Source organism: Lichenicola sp. GTC18331, assembly GCF_055386855.1.
The window spans coordinates 335,796-349,655 of sequence record NZ_AP045015.1 but is presented as its reverse complement, the minus strand read 5'-3'; the positions used below and the strand labels follow the sequence as shown (position 1 = coordinate 349,655).

Below are 13,860 nucleotides of genomic sequence, written 5' to 3'. Positions count from 1 at the left end.
AGATGACGCGGACCGGGTGCGTAGCGACGATCTGTGCCCTTTCGTTATTCAAGCGAACGAGGAAGATCGTGATGATGTCCGACAAGATTGCAGCCCTGTACGGCGGAACGATTTCGGTTTGTTGGCCGCTTCAGCGTTGCGTGACGGCCGGTGTTTTCGTTTTCCTGCTTGGGACCGCCGCGATCGCCGCGCCGACGGCGCCCGCGAGCGCCAACCCGGACGGCACGGGTCCATCGCCCACGAGCGGGTTCGGCCAGGCGCAGTCCTTGCAGGTTTCCGCACCCCTGGCCGGCCCGCTCTTCGCGTCGCCGTTTTCGGACGACCATCTGTTCGGCGACTGGGGCGGCCTGCATAAGCGGCTCAAGGATCACGGCGTGATCGTGAATCTGGACTGGCTGACGGAGAATGCCGGCAACGTCACCGGCGGTCGCCGCAAAGGGTTCGATTTCTCCGGACAGGTGGCGCTGAGCGTCGATTTCGATCTGAACAAGATCATGGGCTGGAAGGATACGGCGTTCCACTTCCTGGCGGTGAACGGCAACGGCCGCAGCCTGTCGCCGGATTATCTCGGCGACGGTCTGGCCGCGCCGCAGGAGATCTATGGCGGGCGCGGCAATGTCGTGGCGCATCTGGTCTGGGCCTATGGCGAGAAGGCGTTCTTCGACAGGCATCTGAACCTCGCCGGCGGCTGGCTGCCCGTCGGCAGTTTCTTTGCCGCGTCGCCGCTGAACTGCCGTTTGATGAACGTGATCACCTGCGGAAATCCGCATCCGTTGCCGAACTATCCGGGCGAGGCGGACTGGCCGCAGGCCTCGTTCGGCGGCATCGCACGTTACTGGTTCTCGCCCGAACTCTACGCGATGGTCGGGTTGTTCAGCGTCGAGAACGATTTCGGCACCGGTGGCGGCGGCAGTTCCGGCTGGGCCTGGGCCGATCCGCACAAATCCGGCGTGTCGGTACCGGTGGAGTTGGCCTGGATTCCGTCTTTCGGACACGACAAGCTGGTCGGGCACTACAAGTTCGGTTTCGATCACGACACGCATCGCTATCCCGACGTCTCCAACACCACGGTGTCGGAAGGCGAGCGCATCACCCATCCGCGGGAGATGTGGTACGTCACCGCCGATCAGATGCTGATGCGGCAAGGGCCCGGTCTGACCGACGGGCTGATCGCGTTCGGGGGCTACGTGCATGGTTCGCCGAACGTGAGCCCGTTGAAGATGCAGATTTTCGCGGGACTGACGACGACGGGCGCCGCGTGGCATCGCAAGGCGGATACCGTCAGCGTCGCCTGGCATGTTCTGCAGATGAGCAGCGCGTTCACGCGGGCTCAGGAAGCGGCGGAGGTCGCCGGCGCGTCGTTTCCGCTGACCATCGACGGGTTCACCGCCTACGGTCCGCAGAACACGGAGCAGTTGGTCGAGGCGAACTACGCGATCGCGGTGTATCGCGGGGTGACGTTCATGCCGGACTTCCAGTACATGATCCGCCCGGGTGCGACGACGCGGACGCCGGATGCGGCGATCCTGGGGTTTCGGAGCAACATCAATTTCTGAACCGAGCGGTGGGTGTGTCTGGCCGTCACGCCGGCATCGCGCCTGAATGCGCGGTGGCCTCGCCCCGTTTCACCGCCTGCCACGCAGCTTCCTTTTCCTCCGCACTCGTTTCCGCCAGCCCGCGCCCGCTCGCTTCGATCGCACGTTCCATCGCCTCGAACCTGCGCTGGAATTTCGCATTGCCGTGACGCAGGCAGTCCTCGGGATCGAGCTCCAGCGCGCGGGCCAGATTGGCGATCGTGAACAGCACGTCGCCGAGTTCGTCGCGGAGACGGGACCGGTCGGCGACGGCGAGTTCGGCGCGGAGTTCGGCCAGCTCCTCGCCGATCTTGTCGATCACCAGAGCCGGATCCTGCCAGTCAAACCCGACGCGCGCGGCGCGGGAACACAGCTTGGCGGCGCGGGTCAGGGCAGGGAGGTTCACCGGAATTCCAGCCAGTGCGCCGGTTTCCCGACGGCGGTTGCGCTCACCCGCCTTGCCGTCTTCCCAGCGTCTGCGGATGTCCTCCGCGGAGGCGCCGGCGAAGACGTGCGGATGGCGGCGGATCATCTTGTCGGCAATGGCGCGCGCGATCGTCGCGAAGTCGAACCGTCCCTGATCGGCGGCCATGTCGGCGTAGTAGACGATCTGGAACAGCAGATCGCCCAGCTCGTCCGGGATCTGCGTCCAGTCGCGCCGGGCGATCGCGTCGGCGGCCTCGTAGGCCTCCTCGATCGTGTAGGGAACGATACTGTCGAAATCCTGCACCTGATCCCATGGGCACCCGGTCGCCGGGTCGCGTAGCGCCTGCATCACCGCAAGCAGGCGCGTCAGTTCGAGACCGGCGTCGGGATGGCGGTCCGGTGCGGGCAGGTCGGTCGTGGCGTCGGTCATGGACCGAACGTGCCCGTGCTACCGGGCGCGACGCAAGCGCGACGCGCCCGGATTTTTCGGGCCTAGCGATAGACCAGACCGCCATCGGTCAGGATGGACTGCCCGGTGATATAGTCGGCGCCGGGGCCGGCCAGGAAGCCGACCAGATTGGCCACGTCGTCCGGCGTCTGCGCCCGGCCCAGCGCGATGCCGCCGACGAACTTGTCGTAGGTTTCTCCCACGGCGGCGCCGGTCAGTTCGGCGAAGCGCGCGTCGATCTCGACCCACATATCGGTGCCGACCACGCCTGGGCAGTAGCTGTTCACCGTGATGCCGCGCGAGGCGTATTCCTTCGCGGCGGACTGTGTCAGGCCGCGCACCGCGAATTTGGTCGCGCAGTACGCCCCCAGCATCGCATAGCCCTCATGGGCTGCGATCGACGCGGCATTGATGATCTTGCCCTTCTGGCCCCTGGCGATGAACTTCGCAGCCGCCGCCTGGATGCCCCACAGGACGCCGTCGACATTGACCCTGAAGATGCGGTCCATGTCCTCCGGCGTGACGTCGGAGATCGGCTTCACCTGCGCAATGCCGGCATTGTTGATCATCACGTCGAAACCGCCGAGTGCCTGCTCGGCCGCGTCGATCGCACGGTAGACGTCGTCGCGCTTGCTGACGTCGGCCGCCTGGGCGAACACGCGGCGGCCGAGAGCCTCGATGTCGCGCGACACGGCGTCGAGTTGCGATGCTTGCAGGTCCACCACAGCGATATCCGCGCCGAGCCGTGCCAAGGTGTTGGCGATGCCGCGTCCGATGCCGCGCGCGGCACCGGTGACGAGGGCAACCTTTCCGGTCAGATCGGCCATCGTCTCAGCCCTCCGATTTCGCGATGAAGTCGGCGAGCAGACGGTTGACCTCGCCTGCCTTCTCCATCTGCGGCATGTGGCCTGCCGCCAGACGGTGGGTTTCGAATCCGCCTGGCAATGCCTCGATGTCGGAGACGGGCAGGATCTCGTCTGACTCGCCCCAGATCACCTGCACGGGGATATTGCCCAGTTCGGAGAGGCGATCGTTCAGGCGAACCGCCTGACGCCCCTGCGGCAGGTTAGTCTGCGCGATGCCGGAGAGCGCTTCCTGCGCGCCGTCCAGACGTTTGAAGCGCAACATGTTCTCGACCATGTCGCGGCTTACCAACGACTTGTCCGCGAACAGCAGCGCCAGCACCGACTGCATGTCCTTGCGCTTCGAGGCGGCGAGCACACCGTCGATGAAGTGCTGCGATACCTGCTCGCCGAGTCCGGCCGGGGCGATCAGCGACAGCGAACGCACCTTGCCGGGCGCATCCAGCGTGGCCTGCAATGCGATCGCACCGCCGAGCGAGTGACCGACCAGATGCACGCGCTCGATGCCGATCCGTTCGATCGCCTGGAGAACGACCCGGGCCAGGCCTGCAACAGACGGATCGGTGACTGTCTTGGTCGACCCGCCGTGACCGGGCAGATCGAGGGCGATCACACGATGATGGCTGGTGAGCGCCGACAGGTTGAACAGCCAGTTGTTGCCGTCGCCCGCGAAACCATGCACCAGCACGATCGCGTCCTTGGTGTCCTGCGGTCCCGCGTCGAGATACACCAGATCGCCCGCATCGACGTTCACCGTCTTCGAGACGGGCGCGCCGCTGTCTTCTTCCGTATCTGCTGCCGCGTCGGACGCGAAATCGGCGACGAAGGCGTCGATCTCGTCGTCGGTAACGTCGGCTGGCGCCACCACTGCGATCAGCGCGCCGACCGGCAAATCCTCGCCGAGCGGGGCGACGTGACGGCGAAGGATGCCTGAGACCGGGCTTTCATAGGCGTTGGTGATCTTGGTGGTCTCGACATCGGCGATCTCGTCGCCGGCCTTGATCTCGTCGCCTTCGTTCGCGGCCCAGGAAGCGATCTTGCCTTCCGTCATCGCCAGGCCAAATTTCGGCATGGTGATCGCGCTGATCCGCTCCATCATGCGATCTCCCGGCTGGCGCCATGTCCGACGACCTGCCTGACCGCATCCGCGACCTGCTCCGCCGTGGGGACGTAGAGGTCCTCGAGGTTCGGCGCGAACGGCACCGGCACGTGCGGCGGACACACCATGCGGATCGGCGCGCGCAGGGAGTCGAACGCTTCCTGCGCGACGATCGCGGACACATCGGTGGCGAGATTGCAGCGTGGGCTGGCCTCGTCGACGATCACCAGACGTCCGGTCTCGGCGACGCTTTCCAGGATGGTGTCCTTGTCGAGCGGCGAGGTCGTGCGCGGATCGATCACCGTGCAGGAGATGCCTTCCTTGGCGAGCTTGTCCGCGGCCTGATTGGCCATCGCCACCATGCGTCCGAAGGCGACGATGGTGCAGTCCTCGCCCTCGCGGGTGAGGTTCGCTTCTCCGAACGGAATCGTATAGGCCTCGTCGGGGACTTCCTCGATATCGTCGTACTGAACCTTGTTCTCGAGGAAGATCACCGGATCGTCGTCGCGGATCGCCTGGATCAGCAACCCCTTCGCTTCATAGGCGGAGGAGGGCAGAACGACCTTCAGGCCGGGAATATGCGTGAAGATCGGATAGAGTGCCTGGCTGTGCTGGCTGGCGGCGCGGAAACCGGCGCCATACATCATGCGGATCACCACCGGCGTGCGCGCCTTGCCGCCGAACATGTAGCGGAACTTGGCAGCCTGGTTGAAGATCTGGTCGAAGCAGACGCCGAGAAAATCGACGAACATCAGTTCCGCGACCGGACGCAGCCCCGTGGTCGCAGCGCCGACGGCGGCGCCGACATAGGCGCTTTCGCTCAGCGGCGTGTCGAGAACGCGTTCGCGTCCGAATTCGCCGAGCAGCCCCTTGGTGACGCCGAGAACGCCGCCCCACGCATCCTGCTCGCCGGGGGCGCCGGCACCGCCGGCGACATCCTCGCCGATGACGACAACGCGGGGATCGCGACGCATCTCGCTGCGCAGCGCTTCGTTGATGGCCTGGCGATAGCTCTTGCGGCTCATGGCTCGATCTCCCTCAGTAGGACACGTAGACGTCGGTCAGCAGATCGCCGGCTTCCGGCAGCGCTTCGGCTTTCGCGTTGCGCACCGACAGCTCGATCTGATCAGCCACGGCCTGATCGACCGCATCCAGCGCTTCCGCGTCGAGCAGCGCGGCCTCGGTGACGCGCTTGCGGAAGAGCTTGAGGCAATCCTTCTCGTTTCTGATCTTCTCCACCTCGCCGGGCGCGCGGTAGGTGGTCGCGTCGCCCTCGAAATGCCCGTAATAGCGAGCGAGATGCACATGCAACATCGCCGGGCCTTCGCCGTTGCGGGCGCGCTGGATCAGCTCGCCGGCCGCCTCGTGCACCGCGAACAGATCGAACCCGTCCACCTCGATGCAGGGCATGCCGAACCCCGCCGCGCGTGCCGCCTGGGAGCCGGCGACGGAATAGGTGGAGGAGGTCGCTTCGGCATAACCGTTGTCCTCGACCACGAAGATCGCGGGCAGCTTCCAGACCGAAGCGAGGTTCAGGCTTTCCAGCGTGGTGCCCTGGTTGGAGGCGCCGTCGCCGATGAAGGCCACGGCGACGGCGCCGGTCTTCATCACCTTGGCGGTGAGGGCGGCGCCGCAGATCAGCGGCGGGCCGCCGCCGACGATGCCGTTGGCGCCCAGCATGCCCTTGCCGAGATCGGCGATGTGCATGGAGCCGCCCTTGCCGCCGCACACGCCCGCGCGGCGGCCATAGATCTCGCTCATCATGCCGCCCACCTCGACGCCTTTGGCGATGCAGTGGCCATGGCCGCGATGGGTGCTGGCGATGCTGTCATTGGCGTCGAGATGCATGCAGACGCCGACGGCGGAGGCTTCCTCGCCGGCATAGAGATGCACGAAGCCGGGAATCTCGCCGGTCGCGAACTCCACGTGGAGCCGTTCCTCGAAATCGCGGATGGTGCGCATGGTGCGATAGGCGCGCAGCAGCGCCTCGCGATTCAGCTGCATGGCGTTTCCGTCCATGGTCGTTTCCTTTTCTTGCTGAATTAGACGGCGGTGCGGATCAGGATCTTCAGCGCGTCGGAGCCGGGGCTGAGCAGCACGTCGAAACCGCCGGTCACGGCATCGGCGTAGTCGATGCGCTTGGAGACGATGCGTTCCACCGGCAGGGCGCCGCTGGCGACCATGCCGATCACGCGCGGCCAGAGCGTGGACGGGTAGCACCAGCTCGCCTGCAGTCGGATGTCCTTGCAGACCAGCAGCGCCACATCGACGTTGACCGGCCTGGTCATCAGCCCGACCTGCACCACGGTGCCGCCGCGACGGACGAAGTTGAGGCTCGTGGCCAGCGCGGCCTCGTGGCCGACGCATTCGATGGCGACGTCGACGCCGAGACCGTCCTCTGTCAGTTCGGCGATCGCCCGGCGCGCGTCCTCGCTGTCGGGCGGGCAGGCGACGTCGATCATGCCCAGCGCCAGAGCGGATTCGCAGCGCTTCAGGTTGGGCTCCAGCACGATCACGCGTGTGGCGCCGGCGGCCTTCGCGGCCATGGCGGCCAGCACGCCGATCGGTCCGGCGCCGTTGATCAGCACGGAATGACCGGCCCGGACGCCACCGCGATCAACCGCATGCACCACGACGGCAGCGGGCTCGATCGCCGCACCCTGTTCGTCGGAGACGGAGTCGGGCAGGGCGTAGGCGTTTTCTTCCGGCACCACGGCCTGTTCGGCCATCCCGCCCCAGGGCGTCATCAGGCCGATGATGGCGAGATCGGGCGAGTTCTGGACCTCTCCGCGACGCACGAACGGATCGCCCGGCGGCGCCAGGAGCGGCATCACGGACACGCGGTCGCCGATCTTCAGCCGCTTCACGGCCGATCCAATCTCGATCACGCGGCCTGCGAATTCGTGGCCCATGATCTGCGGCATCTTGGCGCCGGTCAGAGGATGGCTTTCTGCCGGAACCAGAATCGGACCGGCTTTGTATTCATGCAGATCGGTGCCGCAGATTCCGCAGAAGCTGTTTGCCAGGCGGATTTCGTTCGGTTTAAGCGCGCCTGGCTCGGGAACGTCGTCGACGCGCAGATCGGCACGCGCGTGCAATCGGAGTGCTTTCATGGTGACCTTCGGGACCTGATCGTTTCCGGTTTTCTTTGACGGGTGATCTTCGTCGCACCCTGCGGAACCGAGGGAAGGCCGCGACGGTGCGGCCCGCCAGCGCGCGTCCGCCTTGCTCACGTTCTCGTGATCGACGGCTGTCGCAGTTGTCGCGACCCTGCGACATGACGCGGCGCAAAATCTGCTCGAACGGCCATTTTCGAGGCGTCTGGCAGGGACAACCCCATATGCTCTAAGGTGTCGCCAAGGACCGCGAAACGGCGGCACACGAGGGATCAGGGTGCGATGGCGAGCAGTTCTGCTGTCCTGAACCGTACCGGAACGCCGGGTGGACCGCCGATGGCGGGGGACCGCGACAAGGCGGTGGAGCGTTCGTGGCAGCGCTGTCTATCCGAGCATGGGCTCGACCCGGCTTCCGCGATCGAGAACGAGTTGCTGACCGGATTCGAGCTGCGCTTGGCGCGCGAGGAGGCCGGACGGCTGCTGGTCGCCGCGGATGACGAGATCAACCGCCTGCATGAGACCACGCGCGATCTGAATTATTCCGTGCTGCTGGCCGACCGCGAGGGCGTCATCATCGCCCAGCGTATGGGGTGGTCGGTGATGCGTGGGTGCCGACACTGGCATTTCTGCGCCGGCGCGGTGTGGGACGAAAGGCGGGAAGGGACCAATGGCGTCGGCACCTGTCTGGCCGAGCAGCGCCCCGTCACCGTGCATCGCGAGGCGCATTTCCGCACCGGCTACCGCAAGCTGAGCTGTTCCGTGGCGCCCGTGTTCGGCTCGGGCGGGCGTCTGGTCGCGGCGCTCGACGTAAGTTCCTTCCGCGCCGACGATGTGGGGCCGGCCTTGTCGCTGGTGATGAACGCCGTGACCGGCACGGCACGGGCGATCGAGCGGCGGCTGTTCTCCGAGCATCATAAAGGCACGCTGATCGTCGAGATGACGGAGGCGACGGCGCAGAGCCAGTCCGGCTCGATCGGGCTGGTGGCCCTGGATGCGGATCGTCGCATCGTCGGCGCGACGCGGGCCGCGCGCGATTTCTATGGTCTGGACGACGCAGCGCTCGATACCGGCCGCGACATGGGCGAGTTCCTGACCGGGAATGCCGCGAGCCCGGACGATCTGTCCCGGGCCGAGAAGGGTGTGCTGGATGCGGCACTGGCACGGGCCCAGGGCAACGTGACCCAGGCTGCGCGGCTGCTCGGGATCAGCCGTTCGACGTTCCACCGCAAGTTGCAGAACTGGCGGCAGCAGCAGGAAGGCTGAACCCGGAAGCCTGGCTTCCCTGCCGAAAATCCAAAGACCGCATAATATATATTATGCCAACTCATATTGCTGGGTCAGGCGGGGGATCTGGGGGGTGAAGCCAGATGGGTCGCCAGCACGCTGTCCGTGGTCCGGTCGACCTCCAGCAGCTTGACTTCGTAGCCCCAGAGATCGGCCAGATGCCTCAGCGTGGCCCTGGCGTCCTTTTCGTCCAGCAGATGCCCGGCCTCGGTCCTATGCCGCAATTTCAGGCAGCGGTCGCCGGACAGGTCGACATCGACCACCTCGATATCGGCGTACAGGCTGGACGGGTCGTAGAACCGCGCCACGCTGCGTCGTATGTCGCGGTAGCCTTCGGCATCGTGGATCGCGTCCACCAGCAGATACGGTTTCTCGGTGTCGTCGCGCAGGCGGAACAGCTTGAAGCGGCGGATCACCGCCGGCGACAGGAATTGCTGGATGAAGCTCTCGTCGCGATATTCCGCCCAGCCATGCTTGAGCGTCCCGATCGCATCGCCATTGCCGGCGATGTCGGGGAACCAGTGCCGGTCCTCTTCGGTCGGGTTCTCGCAGACGCGGGCGATGTCGGTCATCATCGCATAGCCGAGCGCATACGGGTTGAAGTTCGGGCCGCCGCCGGTGTCGAAGCCCGGCTGGGTGATGACGTTGGTGGTGGAATGGATCACCTCCAGCATCGACGCGTCGTCGATCCGGTTCTGCTCGTGCAGGCGCTCCATGATCCGGTAATGCACCCAGGTCGCGCAGCCCTCGTTCATCATCTTGTTCTGAGGTTGCGGATAGAAATATTGCGCGATCAGTCGGACGATGCGGATGATCTCGCGTTCCCAGGGCGCCAGACGCGGCGCCTGCTTCTCGAGAAAGTACAGCAGGTTCTCTTCCGGCAGGCCGAGACGCGCGCGACGCTCGGCTTCGCCGTCCGGCCCCCTCCCCGTCTTGGTGGTCGGCACGGTGCGCCACAGATCGTTGAAGACCCGTTCCTCATGGTCGCGCCGTTCGCGCGCGCGGGCTTCCTCGGCGCGGAAATCGGTCGGCCGGGCGCCGCTATGGCGATGCACGCCCTGGTTCTGCAGCGCGTGCGCCGCGTCCAGAATGCGCTCCACGGCGCGCACGCCGTAGCGCTCCTCGCAGGATGCGACATAGGAGCGTGCGAATTCCAGATAATCGAGAATGCCCGATGCTTCCGTCCATTCCTGGAACAGACGATTGTTCTTGAAGAAGTGGTTGTGGCCGAACGCGGCATGCGCGATCACCAGCGCCTGCATCGTCGCGCTGTTCTCCTCCATCAGATAGGAAATGCACGGGTTGGAGTTGATCACCACCTCGTAGGCGAGCCCCATCAGGCCGCGCCGGTACGCGTTCTCGTGGCCGACAAAGCGTTTGCCGAACGACCAGTGCCGGTAGATCAGCGGCATGCCGTGCGAGGTGTAGACATCCAGCATCTGTTCCGACGTGATCACCTCGATCCGGTTCGGATAGACGTCGAGCTTGAGCTCGTCTTCAGCGATGCGTTCGATCGCTTCGTAGGAGCGCCGGATAGTCTCGAACGACCACTCCGCGCCGCGATACAGCAGATCGCTCATGTCGCCTCCGCTCGCTTGGCGAACAGATCGCGGAACACCGGGAAGATGTCGCGCTTGTCGCCGACCTGGCGCATCACCATGCGGGATTCCGCCTCCGCCACACGGCGATAGCCGCGCCACAGATCGGTCTCTCCGCGGATCACCGCGCCCGAAGACGCGATCTCGATATAGGCGAAATACTGCACCTGCGGCAGCACGCGGTCGCGCAGCAAGGCCGCGCATTTCGGTGTGTCGGCGCCCGTGTTGTCGCCATCGGACGCCTGCGCCACGTAGATGTTCCAGCTATCGGCCGGATAGCGCTCGCCCTGTACGCGCAGCATTTCGTGCAGAGCGGTCGAGACCACGGTGCCACCCGTGCGCGGGTCGTGAAAGAACGTGTCTTCGTCGACTTCTTCCGCGACCTCGGCATGACGGATGAACACAAGCTCGACACGCTTGTAGCGTCGTTCCAGGAATACGTGCAGCAGCAGGAAGAACTGCTTTGCCAGTTCCTTCATGCGCTCCGTCATCGAGCCCGATACGTCCATCAGGCAGAACATCACTGCGCGCGTGGTCGGTTTCGGTGTGACCGTGAAGCGCCTGAACCGCATATCCACCGGATCGATCCATGGCACGCGCCGGATACGACGGCGCGCCTCGGCCAAATCGGATTCGAGCGCGGCCACACGCTCTTCGGTGCCGGCAATGCCGGCCAACGCCGCCAGCTCGGCTTCCAGAGAATCCACGAGTTCCGGCCTGGGGCGCTTCAGACCGATCCTGCGCGCCATGGAGTGCCGCATGGTGCGGCCGAGGTCGAGCTGCGATGGCGAGCCCTCGCTGCTGAGGCCGGAACGCGAGATGGCCATGCTGTCGGTGGTCGCGATCTGACGTTTCACCAGATCGGGCAGCTCCAGATCCTCGAAGAACAGGTCAAGGAACTCGTCGCGACTCAATACGAAGCGGAATCCGTCCTCGCCGTGCCCTTCCGCACCGGCCTCGCCGGAGCCGCCACCTCCGCCACCCTTGCCAGCGGGCGGCCGCTGCACCTTGTCGCCCGTCGAGAACTGCTTGTTTCCGGACAGCACCACCTCGCGCACGCCGGTGGAGAACACGCGATGCAGGCTGGGCTCGTCCAGCGCGTCGGACGGGATCGAGATCGCGCCACCCTGCCCTACCTCGCGGAGCTTGCCGGCCGCGACGGCATCACGCGCCGCCGCCTGCACCGCGCTACGGGCACGATCGAGGACACGACGTCGATTTTCAAGATTCTTGCCGTGCGGATTAGGCCGGCGATCGATGATATCCACGAGATCGGCCGCTCCGCTTCAGGCAGACTGCTTCACGCGCATATACCATTCCACCAGGCGCCTGACCTGACGTTCGGTATAGCCGCGCGCCACCATGCGCTCCACGAACTGATCGTGCTTGGCTTCGGTTTCGCCGTCCTTCTTGCTGCCGAACGAGATCACCGGCAGCAGATCCTCGACCTGGCTGAACATGCGCTTCTCGATCACGTCGCGGATCTTTTCGTACGACGTCCAGGACGGGTTGTGCCCGCCATGGGCCGCACGCGCGCGCAGCGAGAACTTGACCACCTCGTTGCGGAAATCCTTCGGGTTGGCGATCCCGGCAGGCTTCTCGATCTTGGTCAGCTCCGCGTTCAGCAGATCGCGGCTCATCATCTGCCCGGTATCGGGATCCTTGAAATCCTGGTCCTCGATCCACGCATCGGCGTAGTCCAGGTAGCGATCGAAGAGATTCTGTCCGTAGTCGTTGTAGCTCTCCAGGTAGGCCTTCTGGATCTCGTTGCCGACGAACTCGGCATAGCGGCTGGCGAGTTCCGATTTCAGCACGGCGAGGTAGCCGGCTTCGGTTTCCGCGGGGAACTGTTCGCGTTTGATCGCCTGCTCCAGCACATACATCAGATGCACCGGGTCCGCGGCGATCTCCGCCGGATCGTGATTGAACGTCGCGGACAGAACCTTGAACGCAAAGCGCGTGGACACGCCGTCCATGCCCTCGTCGACGCCGGCCGCGTCGCGGTATTCCTGCATGGTCCGCGCCTTCGGATCGGTCTCGCGGATATTCTCCCCGTCATAGACACGCATCTTCGCGAACTGCGCCGAATTGGGGTGCGGCTTCAAACGCGACAGAACCGCGAACCGTGCCAGCATCTCCAGCGTGTTCGGCGCGCACGGTGCCTCGCCCAGGGTCGAACCGCGAATCAGCTTCTCGTAGATTCGCGTTTCTTCCGTCGCACGCAGGCAATACGGCACCTTGATCACGCAGACGCGGTCGAGGAAAGCCTCGTTGGTGCGGTTGTTGCGGAAGCTCTGCCATTCCGCCTCGTTGGAATGCGCCAGGATCACGCCGGTGAACGGGATCGAGCCGATATTCTCCGTGCCGACGTAATTGCCTTCCTGCGTCGCTGTCAGCAGCGGATGCAGCATCTTGATCGGCGCCTTGAACATCTCGACGAATTCGAGAAGCCCCTGGTTGGCGCGGTTCAGACCGCCGGAAAATCCGTAGGCATCCGGATCGTTCTGGCTGTAGTTCTCGAGCTGACGGATATCCACCTTGCCGACCAGAGCGGACACATCCTGGTTGTTGTCGTCGCCCGGCTCCGTCTTCGCGATGGCGATCTGACGCAGGCGTGACGGGTGAAGCTTCACCACGCGGAAGCGCGAGATGTCGCCGTCGAACTCTTCCAGCCTCTTGAGCGCCCACGGACTTGCGATCCCGGTCAGCATGCGCTTCGGAATGCCGTAGCGCGCCAGCAGGCTCGGCCCCATGCGCTCGACATCGAACAAGCCGAGCGGGCTTTCGAACACCGGGCTCAGATGCCGTCCGGCCTTCAGCACATAGATCGGCTCCTTCTCCATCAACGCCTTCAGGCGTTCGCCGAGAGAGGACTTTCCGCCACCCACCGGGCCGAGCAGATATAGGATCTGTTTGCGTTCCTCGAGGCCCTGTGCAGCATGTCTGAAGAACGACACGATCCGCTCGATCGTGTCTTCCATGCCATGGAAATCGGCGAAAGCGGGATAGATGCGAATGGTGCGGTTCATGAACACGCGCGCCAGACGGCTGTCCTTTGACGTGTCCACCGTGTCCGGCTGGCCGATCGCCTTCAGCATGCGTTCCGCGGCGGTCGCGTAGCAGGACGGGTCCTCGGCGCACAGCTCGAGATACTCCGCCAGGCTCATCTCCGTTTCGCGACGTTCGTCGCGCATCGCCGCAGCCAGCGTGAAGACATCGTCCAGTGGTGCCATGCTCCACTCCTTTCGAGTGCCGCACGCCCTTCCCGCCTCCGGAGCGCTTCCCGAAGGAAGCTGGCCGATCGGGGTCCTGTTCGCTGGCCGACCCCGACGGATCAGGTGCCGAGGCATCCTTCCATCCGAGGCCAGGGTGCTGCGGTCGCTCTCCCTGCCGGCAGGTGAAATCCCGCCGTCACAAAAGGCTATCGCTGCGCAAACAGGGTTTTCAACTAA

Annotated in this window: 11 protein-coding genes; 2 read left to right on the top strand and 9 right to left on the bottom strand. The window is 65.0% G+C overall.

All coding sequences use genetic code 11. The annotated features are described in order from the left end of the window. The first annotated feature begins 71 nt into the window (after nucleotides 1-71). Nucleotides 72-1,556, top strand: coding sequence for a carbohydrate porin (locus ACZ5BM_RS01655; RefSeq protein ID WP_498909609.1), 1,485 nt, complete (start codon nucleotides 72-74; stop codon nucleotides 1,554-1,556). 25 nt (nucleotides 1,557-1,581) lie between these two features. On the opposite strand, the gene mazG is transcribed toward ACZ5BM_RS01655, so the two are convergent. The 6 genes from mazG to ACZ5BM_RS01625 all read right to left on the bottom strand — a co-directional run bounded on the left by mazG (nucleotide 1,582) and on the right by ACZ5BM_RS01625 (nucleotide 7,523). After that, the gene (mazG, locus tag ACZ5BM_RS01650) at nucleotides 1,582-2,430 is read right to left on the bottom strand and encodes a nucleoside triphosphate pyrophosphohydrolase (protein WP_498909608.1); all 849 of its coding nucleotides are present in this window, start codon (nucleotides 2,428-2,430) and stop codon (nucleotides 1,582-1,584) included. Nucleotides 2,431-2,492: 62 nt separating this feature from the next. Further along, the gene (locus ACZ5BM_RS01645; protein WP_498909607.1) at nucleotides 2,493-3,275 is read right to left on the bottom strand and encodes an acetoin reductase; all 783 of its coding nucleotides are present in this window, start codon (nucleotides 3,273-3,275) and stop codon (nucleotides 2,493-2,495) included. A 4-nt stretch (nucleotides 3,276-3,279) separates the two neighbouring features. After that, nucleotides 3,280-4,410 carry an acetoin dehydrogenase dihydrolipoyllysine-residue acetyltransferase subunit gene (locus ACZ5BM_RS01640; protein WP_498909606.1) on the bottom strand — a complete coding sequence of 377 codons (1,131 nt, stop codon included), beginning with the start codon at nucleotides 4,408-4,410 and terminating at the stop codon, nucleotides 3,280-3,282. Next, on the bottom strand, nucleotides 4,407-5,435 hold the full coding sequence (locus ACZ5BM_RS01635; protein ID WP_498909605.1) for an alpha-ketoacid dehydrogenase subunit beta: 1,029 nt from the start codon (nucleotides 5,433-5,435) through the stop codon (nucleotides 4,407-4,409). Before ACZ5BM_RS01635 ends, ACZ5BM_RS01640 begins: the two co-directional genes overlap by 4 nt. Nucleotides 5,436-5,448: 13 nt before the next feature. Beyond that, nucleotides 5,449-6,414: a thiamine pyrophosphate-dependent dehydrogenase E1 component subunit alpha gene (locus tag ACZ5BM_RS01630; RefSeq protein ID WP_498911438.1), complete on the bottom strand. Its 966-nt coding sequence runs from the start codon at nucleotides 6,412-6,414 to the stop codon at nucleotides 5,449-5,451. 38 nt (nucleotides 6,415-6,452) lie between these two features. Further along, complete coding sequence (locus ACZ5BM_RS01625; protein ID WP_498909604.1) at nucleotides 6,453-7,523, bottom strand: MDR/zinc-dependent alcohol dehydrogenase-like family protein; 1,071 nt, start codon at nucleotides 7,521-7,523, stop codon at nucleotides 6,453-6,455. Nucleotides 7,524-7,808: 285 nt separating this feature from the next. On the opposite strand from ACZ5BM_RS01625, the gene ACZ5BM_RS01620 reads away from it, so the two are divergent. After that, on the top strand, nucleotides 7,809-8,789 hold the full coding sequence (locus tag ACZ5BM_RS01620; protein WP_498909603.1) for a helix-turn-helix domain-containing protein: 981 nt from the start codon (nucleotides 7,809-7,811) through the stop codon (nucleotides 8,787-8,789). 74 nt (nucleotides 8,790-8,863) lie between these two features. On the opposite strand, the gene ACZ5BM_RS01615 is transcribed toward ACZ5BM_RS01620, so the two are convergent. Genes ACZ5BM_RS01615 through ACZ5BM_RS01605 form a run of 3 tightly spaced genes read right to left on the bottom strand, consistent with a single transcriptional unit; the run spans nucleotide 8,864 to nucleotide 13,641 of the window. Next, on the bottom strand, nucleotides 8,864-10,390 hold the full coding sequence (locus ACZ5BM_RS01615) for a SpoVR family protein (RefSeq protein WP_498909601.1): 1,527 nt from the start codon (nucleotides 10,388-10,390) through the stop codon (nucleotides 8,864-8,866). Continuing rightward, on the bottom strand, nucleotides 10,387-11,676 hold the full coding sequence (locus ACZ5BM_RS01610; protein ID WP_498909599.1) for a YeaH/YhbH family protein: 1,290 nt from the start codon (nucleotides 11,674-11,676) through the stop codon (nucleotides 10,387-10,389). The genes ACZ5BM_RS01615 and ACZ5BM_RS01610 overlap by 4 nt, the downstream gene beginning before the upstream one ends. Nucleotides 11,677-11,694: 18 nt before the next feature. Then, nucleotides 11,695-13,641, bottom strand: a complete 1,947-nt coding sequence (locus ACZ5BM_RS01605) for a PrkA family serine protein kinase (RefSeq protein ID WP_498909597.1) — start codon at nucleotides 13,639-13,641, stop codon at nucleotides 11,695-11,697. Nucleotides 13,642-13,860: the final 219 nt, after the last annotated feature.

Coding starts and splice junctions, on each gene's coding strand:
- ACZ5BM_RS01655 (WP_498909609.1), top strand. CDS start 72: ATGATGTCCGACAAGATTGCAGCCCTGTACGGCGGAACGATTTCGGTT.
- mazG (WP_498909608.1), bottom strand. CDS start 2,430: ATGACCGACGCCACGACCGACCTGCCCGCACCGGACCGCCATCCCGAC.
- ACZ5BM_RS01645 (WP_498909607.1), bottom strand. CDS start 3,275: ATGGCCGATCTGACCGGAAAGGTTGCCCTCGTCACCGGTGCCGCGCGC.
- ACZ5BM_RS01640 (WP_498909606.1), bottom strand. CDS start 4,410: ATGATGGAGCGGATCAGCGCGATCACCATGCCGAAATTTGGCCTGGCG.
- ACZ5BM_RS01635 (WP_498909605.1), bottom strand. CDS start 5,435: ATGAGCCGCAAGAGCTATCGCCAGGCCATCAACGAAGCGCTGCGCAGC.
- ACZ5BM_RS01630 (WP_498911438.1), bottom strand. CDS start 6,414: ATGCAGCTGAATCGCGAGGCGCTGCTGCGCGCCTATCGCACCATGCGC.
- ACZ5BM_RS01625 (WP_498909604.1), bottom strand. CDS start 7,523: ATGAAAGCACTCCGATTGCACGCGCGTGCCGATCTGCGCGTCGACGAC.
- ACZ5BM_RS01620 (WP_498909603.1), top strand. CDS start 7,809: ATGGCGAGCAGTTCTGCTGTCCTGAACCGTACCGGAACGCCGGGTGGA.
- ACZ5BM_RS01615 (WP_498909601.1), bottom strand. CDS start 10,390: ATGAGCGATCTGCTGTATCGCGGCGCGGAGTGGTCGTTCGAGACTATC.
- ACZ5BM_RS01605 (WP_498909597.1), bottom strand. CDS start 13,641: ATGGCACCACTGGACGATGTCTTCACGCTGGCTGCGGCGATGCGCGAC.